The sequence below is a fragment of the Rickettsiales bacterium genome, assembly GCA_035765535.1.
Taxonomy (GTDB): Bacteria; Pseudomonadota; Alphaproteobacteria; order Rickettsiales; family JABCZZ01; genus JABCZZ01.
This window is the reverse complement of sequence record DASTXE010000004.1, coordinates 202,653-218,363: the sequence shown is the minus strand read 5'-3', so window position 1 is coordinate 218,363 and position 15,711 is coordinate 202,653. Positions and strand designations below refer to the sequence as shown.

General features: G+C 53.9%; 13 protein-coding genes and 1 tRNA gene. 6 read left to right on the top strand and 8 right to left on the bottom strand.

Features of this window, described 5'->3' with window-relative positions:
• Positions 1-58: 58 nt before the first annotated feature.
• From VFT64_06930 to hemF, 3 genes are all read left to right on the top strand, one after another.
• On the top strand, positions 59-595 hold the full coding sequence (locus VFT64_06930) for a hypothetical protein (GenBank protein ID HEU5047559.1): 537 nt from the start codon (positions 59-61) through the stop codon (positions 593-595).
• Positions 596-672: 77 nt separating this feature from the next.
• The gene (purH, locus tag VFT64_06925; GenBank protein HEU5047558.1) at positions 673-2,211 is read left to right on the top strand and encodes a bifunctional phosphoribosylaminoimidazolecarboxamide formyltransferase/IMP cyclohydrolase; all 1,539 of its coding nucleotides are present in this window, start codon (positions 673-675) and stop codon (positions 2,209-2,211) included.
• Positions 2,212-2,213: 2 nt separating this feature from the next.
• Entirely contained in the window at positions 2,214-3,086 is an 873-nt protein-coding gene (gene hemF / locus VFT64_06920) for an oxygen-dependent coproporphyrinogen oxidase (GenBank protein HEU5047557.1), read from the top strand.
• Positions 3,087-3,215: 129 nt separating this feature from the next.
• Here the strand turns inward: hemF and VFT64_06915 are convergent, their stop codons facing one another.
• The 3 genes from VFT64_06915 to clpA all read right to left on the bottom strand — a co-directional run bounded on the left by VFT64_06915 (position 3,216) and on the right by clpA (position 7,598).
• Positions 3,216-3,614, bottom strand: coding sequence for an ester cyclase (locus VFT64_06915; GenBank protein ID HEU5047556.1), 399 nt, complete (start codon positions 3,612-3,614; stop codon positions 3,216-3,218).
• A 103-nt stretch (positions 3,615-3,717) separates the two neighbouring features.
• Positions 3,718-4,488 carry a helix-turn-helix transcriptional regulator gene (locus VFT64_06910; GenBank protein ID HEU5047555.1) on the bottom strand — a complete coding sequence of 257 codons (771 nt, stop codon included), beginning with the start codon at positions 4,486-4,488 and terminating at the stop codon, positions 3,718-3,720.
• 764 nt (positions 4,489-5,252) lie between these two features.
• A complete protein-coding gene (gene clpA, locus VFT64_06905) occupies positions 5,253-7,598 on the bottom strand; it encodes an ATP-dependent Clp protease ATP-binding subunit ClpA (GenBank protein HEU5047554.1) in 2,346 nt (781 codons plus the stop codon).
• A gap of 230 nt (positions 7,599-7,828) precedes the next feature.
• Between clpA and VFT64_06900 the strand changes: the two genes are divergently transcribed.
• Together VFT64_06900 and VFT64_06895 are read left to right on the top strand one after the other, a co-directional pair.
• Positions 7,829-9,448 (top strand): electron transfer flavoprotein-ubiquinone oxidoreductase, encoded by a 1,620-nt coding sequence (locus VFT64_06900; protein ID HEU5047553.1) that lies wholly within the window; start codon positions 7,829-7,831, stop codon positions 9,446-9,448.
• 30 nt (positions 9,449-9,478) lie between these two features.
• Positions 9,479-10,375, top strand: coding sequence for a hypothetical protein (locus tag VFT64_06895; GenBank protein ID HEU5047552.1), 897 nt, complete (start codon positions 9,479-9,481; stop codon positions 10,373-10,375).
• A 6-nt stretch (positions 10,376-10,381) separates the two neighbouring features.
• Here the strand turns inward: VFT64_06895 and VFT64_06890 are convergent, their stop codons facing one another.
• The 5 genes from VFT64_06890 to VFT64_06870 form a co-directional block, all read right to left on the bottom strand.
• The gene (locus VFT64_06890; protein HEU5047551.1) at positions 10,382-11,485 is read right to left on the bottom strand and encodes a hypothetical protein; all 1,104 of its coding nucleotides are present in this window, start codon (positions 11,483-11,485) and stop codon (positions 10,382-10,384) included.
• Positions 11,486-11,564: 79 nt separating this feature from the next.
• The gene (locus tag VFT64_06885) at positions 11,565-12,503 is read right to left on the bottom strand and encodes an ABC transporter ATP-binding protein (GenBank protein ID HEU5047550.1); all 939 of its coding nucleotides are present in this window, start codon (positions 12,501-12,503) and stop codon (positions 11,565-11,567) included.
• On the bottom strand, positions 12,500-13,840 hold the full coding sequence (locus VFT64_06880) for an AmpG family muropeptide MFS transporter (GenBank protein HEU5047549.1): 1,341 nt from the start codon (positions 13,838-13,840) through the stop codon (positions 12,500-12,502). The genes VFT64_06885 and VFT64_06880 overlap by 4 nt, the downstream gene beginning before the upstream one ends.
• Positions 13,815-14,378, bottom strand: a complete 564-nt coding sequence (locus VFT64_06875; GenBank protein ID HEU5047548.1) for a cell cycle transcriptional regulator TrcR — start codon at positions 14,376-14,378, stop codon at positions 13,815-13,817. Before VFT64_06875 ends, VFT64_06880 begins: the two co-directional genes overlap by 26 nt.
• 150 nt (positions 14,379-14,528) lie before the next feature.
• The gene (locus VFT64_06870) at positions 14,529-15,500 is read right to left on the bottom strand and encodes an NAD(P)H-quinone oxidoreductase (protein HEU5047547.1); all 972 of its coding nucleotides are present in this window, start codon (positions 15,498-15,500) and stop codon (positions 14,529-14,531) included.
• Between the two features lie 71 nt (positions 15,501-15,571).
• Here VFT64_06870 and VFT64_06865 point away from each other — a divergent pair.
• Positions 15,572-15,657, top strand: a tRNA-Tyr gene (locus VFT64_06865).
• Positions 15,658-15,711: the final 54 nt, after the last annotated feature.

Below are 15,711 nucleotides of genomic sequence, written 5' to 3'. Positions count from 1 at the left end.
ATTCATGTATATATTCATGCGGGCATGGTAGAATTAGTAATTCTAATAATGGGTTATTATGGACTCCGGCCAAAGCACTGTACAAAAGATTGACGAGGCATTACGGCCTTTTGCGGAGGCCGTGCGCGAGCGTTTTGATGCTGCCTGTAATGCGGCTATCGAGGCTATAGGCGAGCGTTTTGGCCAGTTGCTCGGTGCGGTAGGCAATGCTGCCAAGGAAACTGCCAGCCAGATGGGAAGCGGTATCCGTAATTTTGGTACGGCACTTAAGGATCAGGTTTCTCCCAAGGCCACACCCGGTCAGAAGATTGAAAAACCGCAGACGGAAAGACAGAAACAGCACGGTATGGAAGCCGGTCAGAGCCATAAAGCACCGGATCTGGGTAGTTCGCTGTCACCGGATGAAAAGGCTAAATTCGAGGCGATTGCTGCAAATTTTGACCGTAGTACAGCCAAATACGGTAATGTTGCGGACAATGTGCCTAATGCCCAGCGGATTGAGTTTGAGAATGTCGGTTTAGAGCAGACCGGCACGGGCACTTCCCCCAGCGCAGCAGGCAGCGCTACCCGCAATGTGCATGCGCAGAGCCGCTAAATCTTGAAAACATCGTTGCAAAAATGCCATTTCCGGCGTAATTAGGGCGGATAAGTAACCAACCTATTGAAAGTGCTATGTCCAAAATCACCCGCGCCCTGATTTCCGTTTCCGATAAGACCGGTATCATCGAGTTTGCCAAATTTCTGCAGTCCCGCAATATCGAGATCCTTTCCACTGGCGGCACGGCTAAGGCGCTGAACCTGGCAGGGATTCCGGTGAAGGAAGTTTCCGAACATACGGATTTCCCGGAAATGCTCGACGGGCGCGTGAAGACACTGCATCCCAAAATCCATGGCGGGTTGCTCGGCAGGCGCGGGGTTGACGAGCATGAAGCGGCGATGCTTGCGCATAACATTGAGCCGATCGATCTGGTCATCATCAATCTCTATCCATTCGAGGAAACCGTTGCCAAAGGCGCGGATTACGATACTTGCGTCGAGAATATCGATATTGGCGGTCCGGCGATGATCCGTTCTGCGGCCAAGAATCATGAAAGCGTGACCGTCATCATCGATCCGGCCGATTATGCTGCGGTAAGCCGTGAGATTGAGGAAAGTGGTGCGGTGACGCTCGAGACGCGCAAGAAGCTTGCGGCCAAAGCATTTTCGCGCACAGCGGCGTATGATTCGGCTATCAGCATCTGGTTTGCCAAGACGCTGCATGCTTTCCCCGAATATATGAATGCAGGGAAGCTTAAGCAGGTGCTGCGTTACGGTGAAAATCCTCATCAGGAAGCAGCGTTCTATACGTATGACCATGCGCCTCTGGGGGTTTCCACGGCGCGTCAGATCGGCGGCAAGGAACTCAGCTACAATAACATCAACGACACAGATGCGGCATTCGGGCTGGTCAGCGAATTCAGCGAACCGGCCATTGCTATCATCAAGCACGCGAATCCTTGCGGCGTGGCAGTGGGCGCAAGCATCGAGGAAGCGTATAAGAAGGCATTGGCCTGCGATCCGGTGAGCGCGTATGGCGGCATCATTGCAGCTAATCGCGTGCTGGACGTGGCAACGGTGCAGGCGATTGGCAATCTGTTCGCGGAAGTGATCATCGCGCCGGATGCGGAACCGGAAGCGATCAAAATGCTAGAGAGCAAGAAGAACCTGCGCCTGCTGCTGACCGGCGGCATGCCCGAGAAGCCCGGTAATTTCATGGTGAAGCAGGTCTCGGGCGGCTTCCTGTTCCAGGAATTCGACAATGCGAAAGTAACCGAGCAGAGCGTGAAGCTCGCGAGTGCTCGTAAACCCACCGAAGCGGAACTGCGTGATATGATCTTCGCTTTCACCGTGGCGAAGCATGTGAAATCCAATGCCATCGTGATTGCCAAGGATATGGCGACAGTCGGTATCGGCGCGGGCCAAATGAGCCGTGTAGACAGCGTGCGCATCGCATGCTGGAAAGCGGAGGAAGCTAAACTCTCCACCAAGGGTGCCGTGCTTGCTTCGGACGCATTTTTCCCGTTCGACGATAACGTCCATAATGCTGCGAAGGCCGGTATCGTGGCAATGATCCATCCGGGCGGTTCCATCCGTGACAATGAAGTGATCAAAGCGGCAGACGGCTACGGTATGGCGATGGTACTGACGGGTGTCAGGCACTTCAGGCACTAAGCATGGATATTCGCTCTCAGCAAGAACAGGCTACCGCATGGTTCCGCGCATTGCGCGACCGGATATGCGGTACGTTCGAAGCGATTGAGGGGGAACTGAGTGGACCGTATAGCGATCGTGTTGCTGGCAAGTTCGAGCGCACGCCATGGCAGCGTGAAGGCGGTGGTGGCGGGGAAATGTCCATCATGCGCGGGCGCGTGTTCGAGAAGGTCGGCGTGAATATCTCCACCGTGCATGGCGAATTTTCCGAAACCATGCGCAAGGAAGTTCCCGGGGCATCCGAGAAGCCGTATTTCTGGGCGAGCGGCATTTCACTCGTGGCGCATCAGCAGTCGCCGCTTGTGCCTGCGGTACATATGAATACGCGTATGATTGTGGTGAGCGAGAGAGAAGGATGCTTAGGAGCATCTTCCTTCTGGTTCGGCGGCGGGGCTGACCTGACCCCCATGTTCCCGGACGAGCAGGATACACATGATTTCCACGCGGCATTTAAGGCTGCGTGCGATGCGGCTTCGCCGGATTACTACGAAAAGTATAAGAAATGGTGCGATGAATATTTCTTTCTCAAGCACCGGGGTGAACCGCGCGGTGTCGGCGGTATTTTCTATGATTATCTGAACACGGGTAAATTCGAAAAAGATTTCGCTTTCACGCGCAGTGTCGGTGAAGCGTTCCATAGCATCTATCCGCAGCTCGTATACCGCCATATGAACAAGGTGTGGACGAAGGAGCAGCGCGAGCACCAACTCGTGCGTCGCGGGCGTTATGTGGAGTTCAATCTGCTGTATGATCGCGGCACGCGCTTTGGCATTATGACGGGCGGTAATACGGAGGCGATTTTGATGTCGCTTCCCCCCGAAGTGAAATGGCCTTAGTAAAACTTTGATAGCGTGCTGCAAACACCGGAACATAGCGCTTCCGGTGCTCACGTACTGATGTACGCTCCGCTCCGGTTCTCATGTTCCGGCGTTTTCGCAACGCTCTGAAAGTTTTAAGTCTGCTTGTCACTGCGGAACGCCGCCGAGCTGCTGTGAGACACGCAGACGGTCGGAGCCGGGCCAGAATTCGGTGATTTTGCCGTTTTCTACTTTGAATAGTGAGATGCCTTGATGGTCGACCTTATTGCCGGTGGCTTGTTTGTAGGGGCCGAAAGGAGCAGTGTGCGTGCCGGTCATGGTCCAGCGCACGGCGACTTCCTGTCCTTCGCAGAAAGTGTGGTCGATGCGAAAATGCAGATCGGCGAATCCTCCGCTGAACATGCGCAAATCGTTCAGGATCGTTTCATAGGTTTTATCCTTTTCGCTGATCAGGGAACGGGAGAGCAGGGCTTCGAGTCTATCAAACTGCCTTGTATTGATGAAGTCCCAGAATTGCAGTGCGGTGGCGATATTTTTCGTCGTCATAAGTAAGTTCCTTTAAAGATGGTGGTACTTACAAATTAGGCGTGGCTCGCTTTGTGCGATTGTATAAAATCATTGATTTTGACGGCTCGTGATGACGGATATACTACCAATGCGGTGGGGACTGGAAAAATTCTGTGGGCGTTTGGCCCGTAAAGGTTTTAAAGCGCCGGGTGAAGTGGGACTGGTCAAAATAACCCGCCTCATAGGCTATTTCGGTCAAGGTCTGGGCTTCCGTGCGATTTTCGATCAGCTTTCGCAGGCGGACGGTTTCGGCAAATTGCTTGGGAGAACTTCCGACGGTTTGGCGAAAACGTTTCTCGAATGGATCAAGGCTGATATTGAGAGAGGCTGCGAGGTCGCGGATGCGAATGATGCCGCCTGCTTCCCGAATGCGGCGCATGGCTTCATGAACGAGTTTATCGGGCGTATTTTCTTTCAGGAGAGTGAACAGGAAATGTTCAATGATGGCAACAGCACTACGGGCGGTTTTGGCTTCCGCGAGTCTTGCTTCCATTTCGCCTGCCGGGATACCTGAAATATCCTGCAGTGCTATCGAAGATGCAAAGAAGCGGTGCAATGGTTCCTTAAAGAAAGCTGCCGCGCCGCCTTCGCGAAACATCACAAGCAGCATGTTGCTTCCCGGTGCGTAGCCTATCAGGCGCGCGGCTGAGCGCAAGCCGCTGACGACGCTTGCAGGGATAAGTTCAGCGGAATTTTGATGCAGGTGATGTACGGCGCCTTTGAGCCGGAAGGCCAGGATGAGCGAAGTATCGGGCAGGATGCGGTTTTCCATGCCATTTAGACTTTGCACATGGATAAAAGCTTTTACGAAAGGGGCAAGTCTGGCACTGGGGGAGAATCGTTCGATCTGCATAAGGATGATTCATATCGTATGAAGATCACTATAGCATGCGCGAGATGAAATAGCTTTATGTATTGCGGTACCGAAGCTGCCCTGCGCTTCCCGAGGGAAGTCAGTAGCAGCTCCGGCTTGGTGCACGGCCGCCTTAATTCATGCGGTCGCTATGGTTCCTTCCGCATCAGAGAACGGAACTGTTCCTCGCGTCCTCTGCGAACGAGTTGGTAACGCTGGTGACTGGATCGTCGTGGTCCATGTCGTGGTCATCAGCGAACTCGTCCAGAAGAGGGCGAAGGATCGAGAGCAGGTCATCCGTGACAGCCATACCAACGCATCCGTGCGCTGATACTAAGTGCTCGCGGGTGCTGGTGATGTCACGCCTGAGGTAGGCGCGGCATGCCAGTTCCATTGACTCCGTTGCTTCCGGAGAATCCAGGAGCTTCATGAGATGCTCCGGTCCATCCTCATAGCAGAATAACGCGCTGAGAGGATGTTCGTCGAACGAGGGGTTCAACTGTACCAACTTTCTGCCCGGACCTTGCGGTCCACACATTGAACTGGTGAAACTCCACGCAACTTGCATAGCGTGGCGCAGCCATCTCTTAAGGATTGTTAGGGGTGATCCAAAAGATTTGGGCTAGCATTTCTATTGTATCATTAAGGCACAAATATGCACAAGAAAATTTGTGAAAATATCATTACAATTCAGCTTGTTGTGTAAGAAAAAAGGCCCTGCGTGAGCAAGGCCTTTCCCCAAAAAGGAACTCATTGAAAGCGGATCAGACCAGTTCGTCTTCGTCCTGAGCTGCATCGCGGGATGCGGCACCGGTCGCTTTCTTATATTCAAATGTCAACTCGCCACTCTCGTCGACGTCGATGCGGGCTTCGCCGCCTTTGGCAAGCTTGCCGAACAGCACTTCGTCCGCCATCGGCTTCTTGATCTTTTCCGCAATCAGGCGGCCAAGAGGTCTTGCGCCGTTCTGCTTGTCGTAACCTTTTTCGGCAAGCCATGCGCGGGCTGCGTCGGAGAGCACGATGGTTACGTTGCGGTCTGCAAGCTGCGATTCCAGCCTGAAGATGAACTTGTTGACGACATTCTGGATCACTTCCGGCGTCAGGTGGTCGAAGCCGATGATTGCGTCCAGACGGTTGCGGAATTCCGGCATGAACATGCGGTTGATCGCTTCCTTGTCTTCGCCTTCGCGTTCTTCGCGGCCAAAGCCCATGGCGGGTTTGCTCATGTCGAATGCGCCTGCGTTGCTCGTCATGATGAGCACTACGTTGCGGAAGTCCACAGTCTTGCCGTTATTATCCGTCAGTTTGCCGTAATCCATGACCTGCAGCAGCAGGTTATAGATATCCTGATGTGCTTTTTCGATTTCGTCGAGCAGCACGACAGCGTAAGGCGTCTTGTCGATTGCATCGGTCAACAGGCCGCCCTGTTCGTAACCGACATAGCCCGGAGGAGCGCCGATCAAACGGGAGACAGCATGTTTTTCCATATATTCGGACATATCGAAGCGGATCAGCTCCATGCCCATGGCGACAGCGAGCTGCTGGGCCACTTCGGTCTTGCCCACACCGGTCGGGCCGGTGAAGAGGTAGTTACCGATAGGCTTGCCTTCTTCGCGCAGTCCCGCACGGGCCATTTTGATAGCGCTGGAGAGGGCTTCGATCGCCTTGTCCTGGCCGAATACGGTGAGTTTTAGTTTCTTCTCCAGCGTGCGCAGCATTTCGGCATCGTCCAGGCTGATGGACTTGGCGGGCATGCGTGCCACCTTGGCGACGATTTCTTCGACTTCGCGGGCCGTGATGGTCTTGCGGCGCTTGGCTTCCGGCAGCAGCATCTGGGCTGCGCCTGCTTCGTCAAGCACGTCGATAGCTTTGTCCGGCAGCTTGCGGTCGTGGATATAGCGATGCGACAGTTCCACAGCCGCCTTGATGGCGCTTCCGGTGTAACGCACATGGTGATGCGCTTCGTAGTACGGTTTCAGGCCGCGCAGAATCTTGATCGTATTGTCGACGGTCGGTTCTGCCACGTCGATCTTCTGGAAGCGACGAGCGAGGGCGCGGTCTTTTTCGATATAGTTGCGGTATTCCTTATGCGTCGTGGAGCCGATGCAGCGGAAGGCGCTGCGGGCCAGAGCCGGTTTCAGCAGGTTGCACGCATCGAGCGCGCCGCCGCTGGTGGAGCCCGCGCCGACGATGCCATGCATTTCGTCGATGAACAGGATTGCGCCCGGCAGTTTTTCGATTTCCTTGATTACGCCTTTCATGCGTTCTTCAAAATCGCCGCGGTAACGGGTGCCTGCGAGCAGGTTGCCCATATCGAGTGCAAAGATGACGGCGTTTTTCAGTACATCCGGCACTTCGTTGCGGACGATGCGCAGTGCGAGGCCTTCGGCGATGGCGGTTTTGCCCACGCCTGCTTCACCGACGTAAAGCGGGTTGTTCTTCGTGCGGCGGCAGAGCACCTGGATCGTGCGTTCGATTTCCTCTTCGCGGCCGACCAGAATGTCGATTTTGCCGGAAGCGGCTTTCTTGTTCAGGTTCACACAGTACTGGCTGATCGCGTCGCCTGCGGTTTCCTTTTCCTTGCCACCGATGGAAGCGCTTGCAATATGCTCTTCCTGTTCTTCTTCGCTCAAATGCTTATGGCTGACGGAAGGCACGCCGGTGCGCTGAAAGTCGCCGTATTTGACGATGCCGTGCGAGATATAATTCACCACGTCGAGGCGGTTGATGTCATGCTCCTGCAGGAAATATACTGCATGGGATTCGCGTTCGGAGAAAATAGCCACCAGCACGTTGGCGCCGGTTACTTCACTCTTGCCAGCGGACTGTACATGAATGGCTGCACGATGAACCACACGTTGGAAGCCAGCGGTCGGCTGTGCTTCATCCAGATCCTCAACGATCAGCGAGGTCAGGTCGTTTTCCAGGAAATCGGTCAGCGATTTGCGCAGATCCGTGATATTGATCCCGCAACCGCGCATTACGGAGAGGGCATCCTGATCTTCGGTCAGCGCAAACAGCAAGTGTTCCAGGGTGGCATATTCATGCCTGTATCCCTTGGCCACGTTGATGGCGTTATGCAGCGTTGATTCAAGATTCTTGGACAGCATCGGTCTATTCTCCTCTGGCGATTACAGTCTTTTTTAATTTATTAAGGCTTTATTCGTCTTAAGACTGATTATGCCATTCAATGATTAACAAACTACTAACCAAAGCTTGATAATTCGTTACTCCGGTGCTTTTTTTCCTTTTTTCTTTCTTTTTCATGCACCTATAGATTGAAAACTCTACCGTATAATATAGGATCAAACAGTGGGCAATAACAAGGGGGGGCGCGAAAATGACGGCACGTGAACGGATGGAATTCGATGTAGTTATTGTCGGCGCGGGACCTGCCGGGCTTTCCGCTGCGATCAAATTGCGCCAACTGGCCGCCCATGGGGGGAGAGATATTTCGGTCTGCGTACTGGAAAAGGGCGCTGAAGTGGGGGCGCATATTCTTGCCGGGGCGGTGCTTGAAACGAGAGCGCTCGATGAATTAATGCCCGACTGGAAAAACCGCGATCATCCGCTTTCCACCCCTGTTACCAAAGATGAATTCCGCTTTCTTACGGAAGATCATGCATGGCGCATGCCAACCCCGCCGCAAATGCATAACAAGGGCAATTATGTTGTAAGTCTCAGTGATTTCTGCCGCTGGCTTGGCAAAGAGGCGGAAGCGCTTGGCGTCCAGATTTTCCCCGGTTTCACGGCAGCGGATCTGCTGATCGAAAAAGGTGCGCTGGCGGGGGTGCTGACAGGTGAATTCGGTGTGGCGAAAGATGGCAGCCATAAACCGTCTTACCAGCCAGCCATGGAAATACGCGGGCGTGTGACGTTGCTTGCGGAAGGATGCCGCGGTTCGCTGTCAGAGCGTATTATGAAGCAATTTGCATTGCGTAAAGATTGCGACCCGCAGACTTATGCGATCGGCATCAAGGAATTATGGGAAATCGATCCTGCCAAACATAGAGCGGGCAAAGTAATTCATACAGTGGGCTGGCCGTTATCGCACGATACATATGGCGGATCGTTTATCTATCATGCTGCCGGGAACCGCATTGCTATCGGGCTGGTGACAGGGCTTGATTACAGTAATCCATATCTCGATCCGTTCCAGGAGTTCCAGCGTTTCAAAACGCATCCGTTCGTGGAACGCCTGCTGGAAGGCGGCAAACGCATCGCTTACGGTGCACGTGCGCTGAACGAGGGCGGTTACCAATCCGTACCGGGGCTTGCATTTCCGGGCGGTGCACTGATTGGCTGTGCGGCGGGCTTTATGAATGTGCCGAAAGTCAAGGGAACGCATACAGCCATGAAATCGGCCATGTGCGCGGCGGAAGCGGTGTTTGCGCATCTGGCGGTGAATGCGCCGCTCGCGGACTATGAAGCGAAGCTGAAGGCTTCCTGGGTGTTCGAGGAGCTCTACAAGGTGCGCAATATCCGTCCTTCCTTCCATAAAGGACTGTTGCGCGGGCTGCTCTATTCGGCGCTCGATACGTATCTGCTGGGCGGGAAAGCACCGTGGACATTGCACCATAAGCCGGATTATTCCGCGCTTAAACCTGCTGCGCAGTGCAAGCCCATTCATTACCCTAAACCGGATGGCGTGCTGACGTTCGATCGTATGTCATCCGTCTATCTTTCCAACACGAATCATGAAGAAAACCAGCCTGTGCATCTGTGGCTGAAAGATGCGAGTATTCCGGTGGGGGTTAATCTTCCGGTCTATGCCGAGCCTGCGCAGCGTTATTGCCCGGCAGGTGTCTATGAGATCGTGACGGAAGGGGATAAAACGCGCCTGCAGATCAACGCGCAGAATTGCGTGCATTGCAAGACCTGCGATATCAAGGACCCTGAGCGCAATATCGTCTGGACTCCGCCTGAGGGCGGTGGCGGTCCGGTTTACTCCGGCATGTAATAGAGTCTGCTATGCGTGCTGAAGTAGCTTATGCTTGCCTCTAAAATCGTATTTTGCCATTACCCTTGCATTGATGGGGCAGCCAGCGCGTGGGCCGTGCAGGAAGCGTTTCCCAATTCCGAAGTGCATTGCCAGGGGATTGACCATAATCCTGCCAATAATTTTATCTATCGTCCGGGCGGTTATGAGCGTTTTGGAACGGAGAAGGGGAACGATAGGCAGGTTATTGAGCGGACGCTTGAAAGCGTACAGGGTAGCAAGGAAATCTATTTTATCGACTATGTGCCTAACGATACGGCCATCATAGGGGAGTTATTAGAGCAGGGCCACAAAGTACGGATATTCGACCATCATGATACGGCGCATTCCAATCTTACGGCATTACTGCGCGAGCATGAGGATAATGCCGATTTCAGTGTTGTGTTCGACCGGTATAAGTCGGGTGCCAGAATTACATGGGATACGCTGCATCCCGAAGAGGAAGCCCCAGAACTTCTGAAACTTGTCGAGAAGATAGATTTGCTTGCATTCGAGAATGATAAGGAACACAAGGCCTGCTGTTATATTGACGGATATATTAATTCACCGGACCAGCAGGAAAATATCTATAGTTTTTCTGCATTGGTGGATGAATACCGGCGCGATGGATTAGAGGCAATGGCTCGCAAAGGCGAAGTGGAATATGGCAGATGGAAGAAATGGCGGGACCGTGTGATCAGCAGTGCCCGGGTAATTGCGCTGGGCGATCAGAAAGTGACGATCGTGCCTGCGGGTGATATCATGGAGCCGCCGCGCGGTGCCAAAGGCCTGATAGGGCAGGGTGTCTGCCGTATGCCGCCAGACGTGGCGGAGCGGTTGGGGATTATAGAGCGGCAGCAATGGGCAGCCAGGCTTTCCCGGTCTCAGTATCGGCAGGCGGGGCGGTGAAATTTATTATGACAGCGCGTGTATTCTTTGCTTCTCAATCTTCTGTTCAAAGTGCTTAATCGTTTTCAACATGGAATTTTGTCCATGAAATTGATGTACCCATAAGGCTCCCGCAGGGTTCATTTCAAATGCTACGGGATTTGCCTTAATTTCTTCCATGGTTTCTCCCCGGCCGCCCATATCTACCGCTACATGATCCAACTTGGACAGTCGTGCAATGCGTATGGCAAGATCGTATTGCGCCTGCGAGAAGTCCATTTCATGCGTAGGAATATACTGACTGCCTTCAGGAAAAACAGTGTAGTATCCGCCTATCACTTTCTCATCCCCTTCTTTTTCTCCCTTTATCACGGCAAGACGGAAGTTGGGTGATTTCGAGTCTCCGGTTCTGCCCGGTATTTTTTCCTGTACCACGACGTTGTTGCCTTCCGCCATCAGGCGTTGCATATGCTCCAATGCTTCATCGACGGAAGAGGTATAAAAATTTCCTTCCCCATGAGAGGCGTATTCGGCTTTCACCACCCATTCATGTGCTCCCATTCCTTCCAGCTGTTTTCTGTACGGTTCTTTCGGAAACACTTTACCTTCCTGACGAAAGCAAAGGCTTTTGGGCGTGGGAATGCCATTAGCTTCAAACAATTCCTGTGTTTGCAATTTGCTTTCTGCAACACGTGAATCAGCAGCCTTATTGAGAGGGATGATACCGGCCCCTTCCAGCTTTTCCCGAAAGTCCAGTACCTGATTAATGGTGGCGCCGTTTTCATGGCCTGATGCGACATGCATAAAGCCATCAATGTCGCGGACATCTATCTTAAAAGACGGATACCTGACATAAAGCCCGTCCCCGCGCCGCGTTACGGTGAAATCTTCTGTTGGGTTATCTATTTCAGCTTCCACCTTCAATAGTAAGGCGGCTTTGGATTGTCTGGCGGTATCTGAGATCCCGGATAATGAGGCGGAATAATCGTGTACTTTGGTTTCGTACGCATCTTGTGTGAGATAGGTAACCCCTCTTTCCCGAACAAGGGATAATCTGCCGCTGTCCCAGTGTGCATAGGTTACTGTGTGTCCACGCTCGGTAAACGCACGATGCAGCGCGATTTCCGTCATCTCGCCTTGGCCGGAATCGAGAATTAACATATGGCGTGGTTTTATGCTGACGCGTTCCTGCCAACGAACCTCCGTCAATTTAGGCCACCTTTTTGCGTGTCAGATGCTGGAACACATCCTGCAGGTCGGCTTCGGTCGTGGCGAGGTCGCGGATGCTTAAGCCGGACGCGCGCACGCGGCCCAGAATATCCTCGATATTGGCTTCGCTCGGGCGGTATTGCAGCGTGAGATCACCTTCCTCACTGAGTGCCGCGTTCAGATCCGCAAACACATCCGGTATGGCTGTGAGCGGTGTGGTCAGTTTCAGCGTGAGCTGTTTGCTGTCAAACTGGCTCATGAGTTTCTGCTTGCGGTCGCAGGCGATGACTTCGCCGTGATTGATGATGGCGATCTGGTCGCACAGCTCTTCGGCTTCTTCGAGATAGTGCGTGGTGAGCAGGATCGTCGTGCCCTGCTTGTTAAGCTGCCTGACATACTCCCAGAGCTGCGTGCGCAGTTCCACGTCCACGCCTGCAGTCGGTTCATCCAGCACGAGCACTTGCGGGCTATGCACGAGCGCTTTGGCGATAAGCAGCCTGCGGCGCATGCCGCCGGAAAGCCTGCGCGGATGCATATCGGCTTTATCGCTCAGGCCCATCGCTTCGATGATTTCGGATGTGCGGCGCTGTGCAGCCGGAACGTCGTAATAGCCCGCGGTGATTTCCAGCGCCTGGCGTACGGTGAAGAAAGTGTCCAGCACCAGCTCCTGCGGTACTACGCCGATGGAGCTGCGCGCGGCACGCATATTTTTTACGATGTCGTGCCCGCAGATTTCCACCGTGCCGCTGGTCTTATTCGTGAGCCCGGCCATGATGTTGATGAGCGTGGATTTGCCTGCGCCGTTAGGGCCAAGCAGGCCGAAGAATGCACCGCGCGGAATCTCGAGCGTGATGCCTTTCAAGGCTTCTTTATGCTGGTTGGTTTTGCCGTCTTTATAAGTCTTGCGGAGGTCTTTGATGGCGATGGCGGGGGATGTCATAATTCTACCTTCTTGCGCAGGCACCATAGCACCAACAGGCCGGGCAGAGCAAGAAGCGTAGCGAGCATGAAGAACCATTCCCAACCGAGCAACTGCACGGCGTATCCGGCGGAGGTGGAAAGCCAGGTGCGGCCCAGTGCCGCGAGCGAACTTAGCAGCGCGTATTGCGTAGCGGTATAATGGCGATTGCAGAGTTTGCTTAAGAACGCGACGAATGCCGCTGCGCTTATGCCGCCGGTAATGTTTTCCGCTACTGTTGACAACATAAGAAACGGTGCGTCTGCGCCCAGATGGGCCTGCACGGCGTATAGCAGGTTCGTCACGGCATGCAGGAAGCCAGCGACAAAAAGAATGCGCACCGCGCCGTAACGTGCGACGAGCGAGCCGCCGATGAACGTGCCGGCGATGGTGGCGCCCGTGCCGTAAATTTTCACGATGTTGGCGATCTGTATTTTCGTGAAGCCGATGCTCAGGAGGAACGGATTGGTCAGGAAGCCGATAAACGCGTCGGCGAATTTATAGACGATGATGAAAATCAGAATCAGCCACCAGCTGTCGCGTTTCATGAAGTCGGTGAACGGGTCGAGGATGGCGTGTTTAAAAATATTTTTATATGGGGGGCGCGCCGCCCCCATCCCCATCCCGACTCCGTCGGGATTCCCCTGCGTGGTCGTCGCTTCGCTCCTCCGCGTATCCATGCTGCTTTCGGTTGTTATATTGTTTGGCTCTTTTATAGCTAAGGTGGTGAGGATGCCGGGGAGTATCAGCGCGGCCATCATGAGATAGGTCATTTGCCAGCTGACATAAGAAGCCAGATACAAAGCGCCAGCGCCGGAGGCGATCATGCCGATGCGGTAACCGAGCTGGATCATTGCAGCGCCTTCGCCCTGTTCTTCGGGCTTCAGTATTTCCACGCGGTACGCATCGATCACGATATCCTGACTGGCGGAAAGGAATGACACCAGCAATGCGCCGAGTGCTGTCACGGTCGGGTTTATGCCGGGGTTGGCAAAGCCCAGCAACGCGATAGCGCACATGAGGAGGAATTGCACCGCGAGCAGCCAGCCGCGCCTGCGTCCGAAGCGCGCAGAGAGAAATGGCAGATGCCAATTATCGATCAGCGGTGCCCAGAAGAATTTCAGCGTATAGGGAGTGGCGACGGCGGCAAACAGGCCGACCGTGTGAATATTTACTTTGGATTCGGTGAGCCAGGCGGCAAGTGTTGCGCCGCTTAATGCCAGAGGCAGGCCGCTGGAAAAGCCCAGCAGCAGGATGGCGATCAGCGGCGCGGTAAAGTATGACCGAAAGCCGTTAGACGGCTTTTGCGTTCTGGTCATCCTCTGTCACCGGGTGTTTGGAGAATTTCGTTACGACTTCGTCCAGACGGGTCTGCGTGCAAAGGCCAAGCAGTACCGGATCTTTCGGCTTGATGTTCGCGCTGTTCCAGTGGCTGCGGTTGCGCACGGAGTTGATGGTGTTCTTCGTCGTGCCGATGAGCTTGATAATCTGCGCGTCGGGAACGGAGGGGTGGAACTTCAGGAACCATGCCACGGCGTCCGGCTTGTCCTGACGGCGTGCGACGGGGGTATAGCGACCGCCCTTGATTTTCTTTTTGCTGAGGATGAACTTTTCGGTGTCTTCCGAGAGGCTCAGCTTCAGTTCCGGATTGTTTTCGCAATGGCGGATATCTTCTTCGCCCAGCTGGCCGGAGCTGATCGGGTTATGACCGCGGATGCCCACTGCCACTTCGCCGTCGGCAATACCCTGTACTTCCAGCGGATGCATGCCGCAGAAATCGCCAATCTGCTCAAATGTGAGCTTCGTGTTTTCAACCAGCCATACAGCGGTTGCTTTCGGCATCAATGGTAAAGCCATAACAGCACCTTCTATTTTATTATCTTACGTTATTCTTATCGCGGCTGCTGACCACGATAAGAATAACCTTTCGGGGCATACGCTAATTAGCGGTCAAGCTGCACGATCTGGCCAGATTATGCAGGCTCTACGCAATACTCATTTGAATGATCAGGATTGCATCTTAATGAGAATCTTCCCGATGTTCAAGCGCTGTTCCATACGGTCCAGAGCTTTTTGTGCGTCTTTGAGCGGGAATATTCTGTCAATGACCGGCTTAATCTGCCCTTGGGCGATGATATGCCACAGATTGTCCCGTAATTCAACAGCAATTTGTGTTTTTTCGGACAGGGGGCGGGAGCGTAGCGTGGAGCCCATGACTTTCAGATGCTTGAGCAGGATGGGCGAGAGATTGGCTGTGATCTTCGCGCCTTTCAGGAAAGCGATGATGCAGAGCCTGCCCCCATGCGCAAGTGATTGCAGGTTGCGGGCGAAGTCCTCCCCGCCCACGATATCCAGAATCACATCCACGCCTTTGCCGCCCGTAAGCTGCTTGATTTGTTCGGCAAAATCCTGTGTGTGGTAATTGATGGCATGGGAGGCCCCCGCCTTCAGGCAAGCAGCGCATTTTTCGTCCGTTCCGGCAGTGGTGAACACAGTGGCGCCGAGCGCTTTTGCAATCTGAATGGCGAGCGAGCCGACGCCACTGGCGCCGCCATGGATCAGCACGGTTTCACCTTTTTTCAGCTCCGCCTGCCACACGAGGCTTATCCATGCGGTGAAAGCGGCTTCCGGCAGGGCAGCGGCTTCCTCAAGGGACATGTTTTCCGGCACGGGCAAAGCAAGTGCTTCCGGTACGACGGCATATTCCGCGAACGCACCTTCGCTCAGCAATGCGCAGACTTTTTCGCCGATACGCGAAGGGTTAACGCCTTCGCCGCACGCCACGATCTCGCCGCTGATTTCCAGCCCGGGAATGGCGGGATTTCCCTCCGGCAGCGGGTATTTCCCCTGAGCCTGAAACAAATCCGCCCGGTTCGCGCCCGCGTAAGCGATCTTGACCAGAACCTCGCCTTTTCCGGGCTGAGGGATACCGCATTCCTGCAGTTTATATTGCCCGTTTTCCAGTATAATGGCCTGCATGTTGGTGCTTTCGTAAAGATAAATATTGTTTTTTATACATTATCCTTTATACGAGAACGACTTTTATTTGTGGAGGGATGGCCGAGCGGTCAATGGCAGCAGACTGTAAATCTGCCCTCGTAAGAGTTCGAAGGTTCAAATCCTTCTCCCTCCACCATTCTTGCCGTAGCGTATTTCTGCCCCATCACAAATTCATTTTGAACACCAAGCC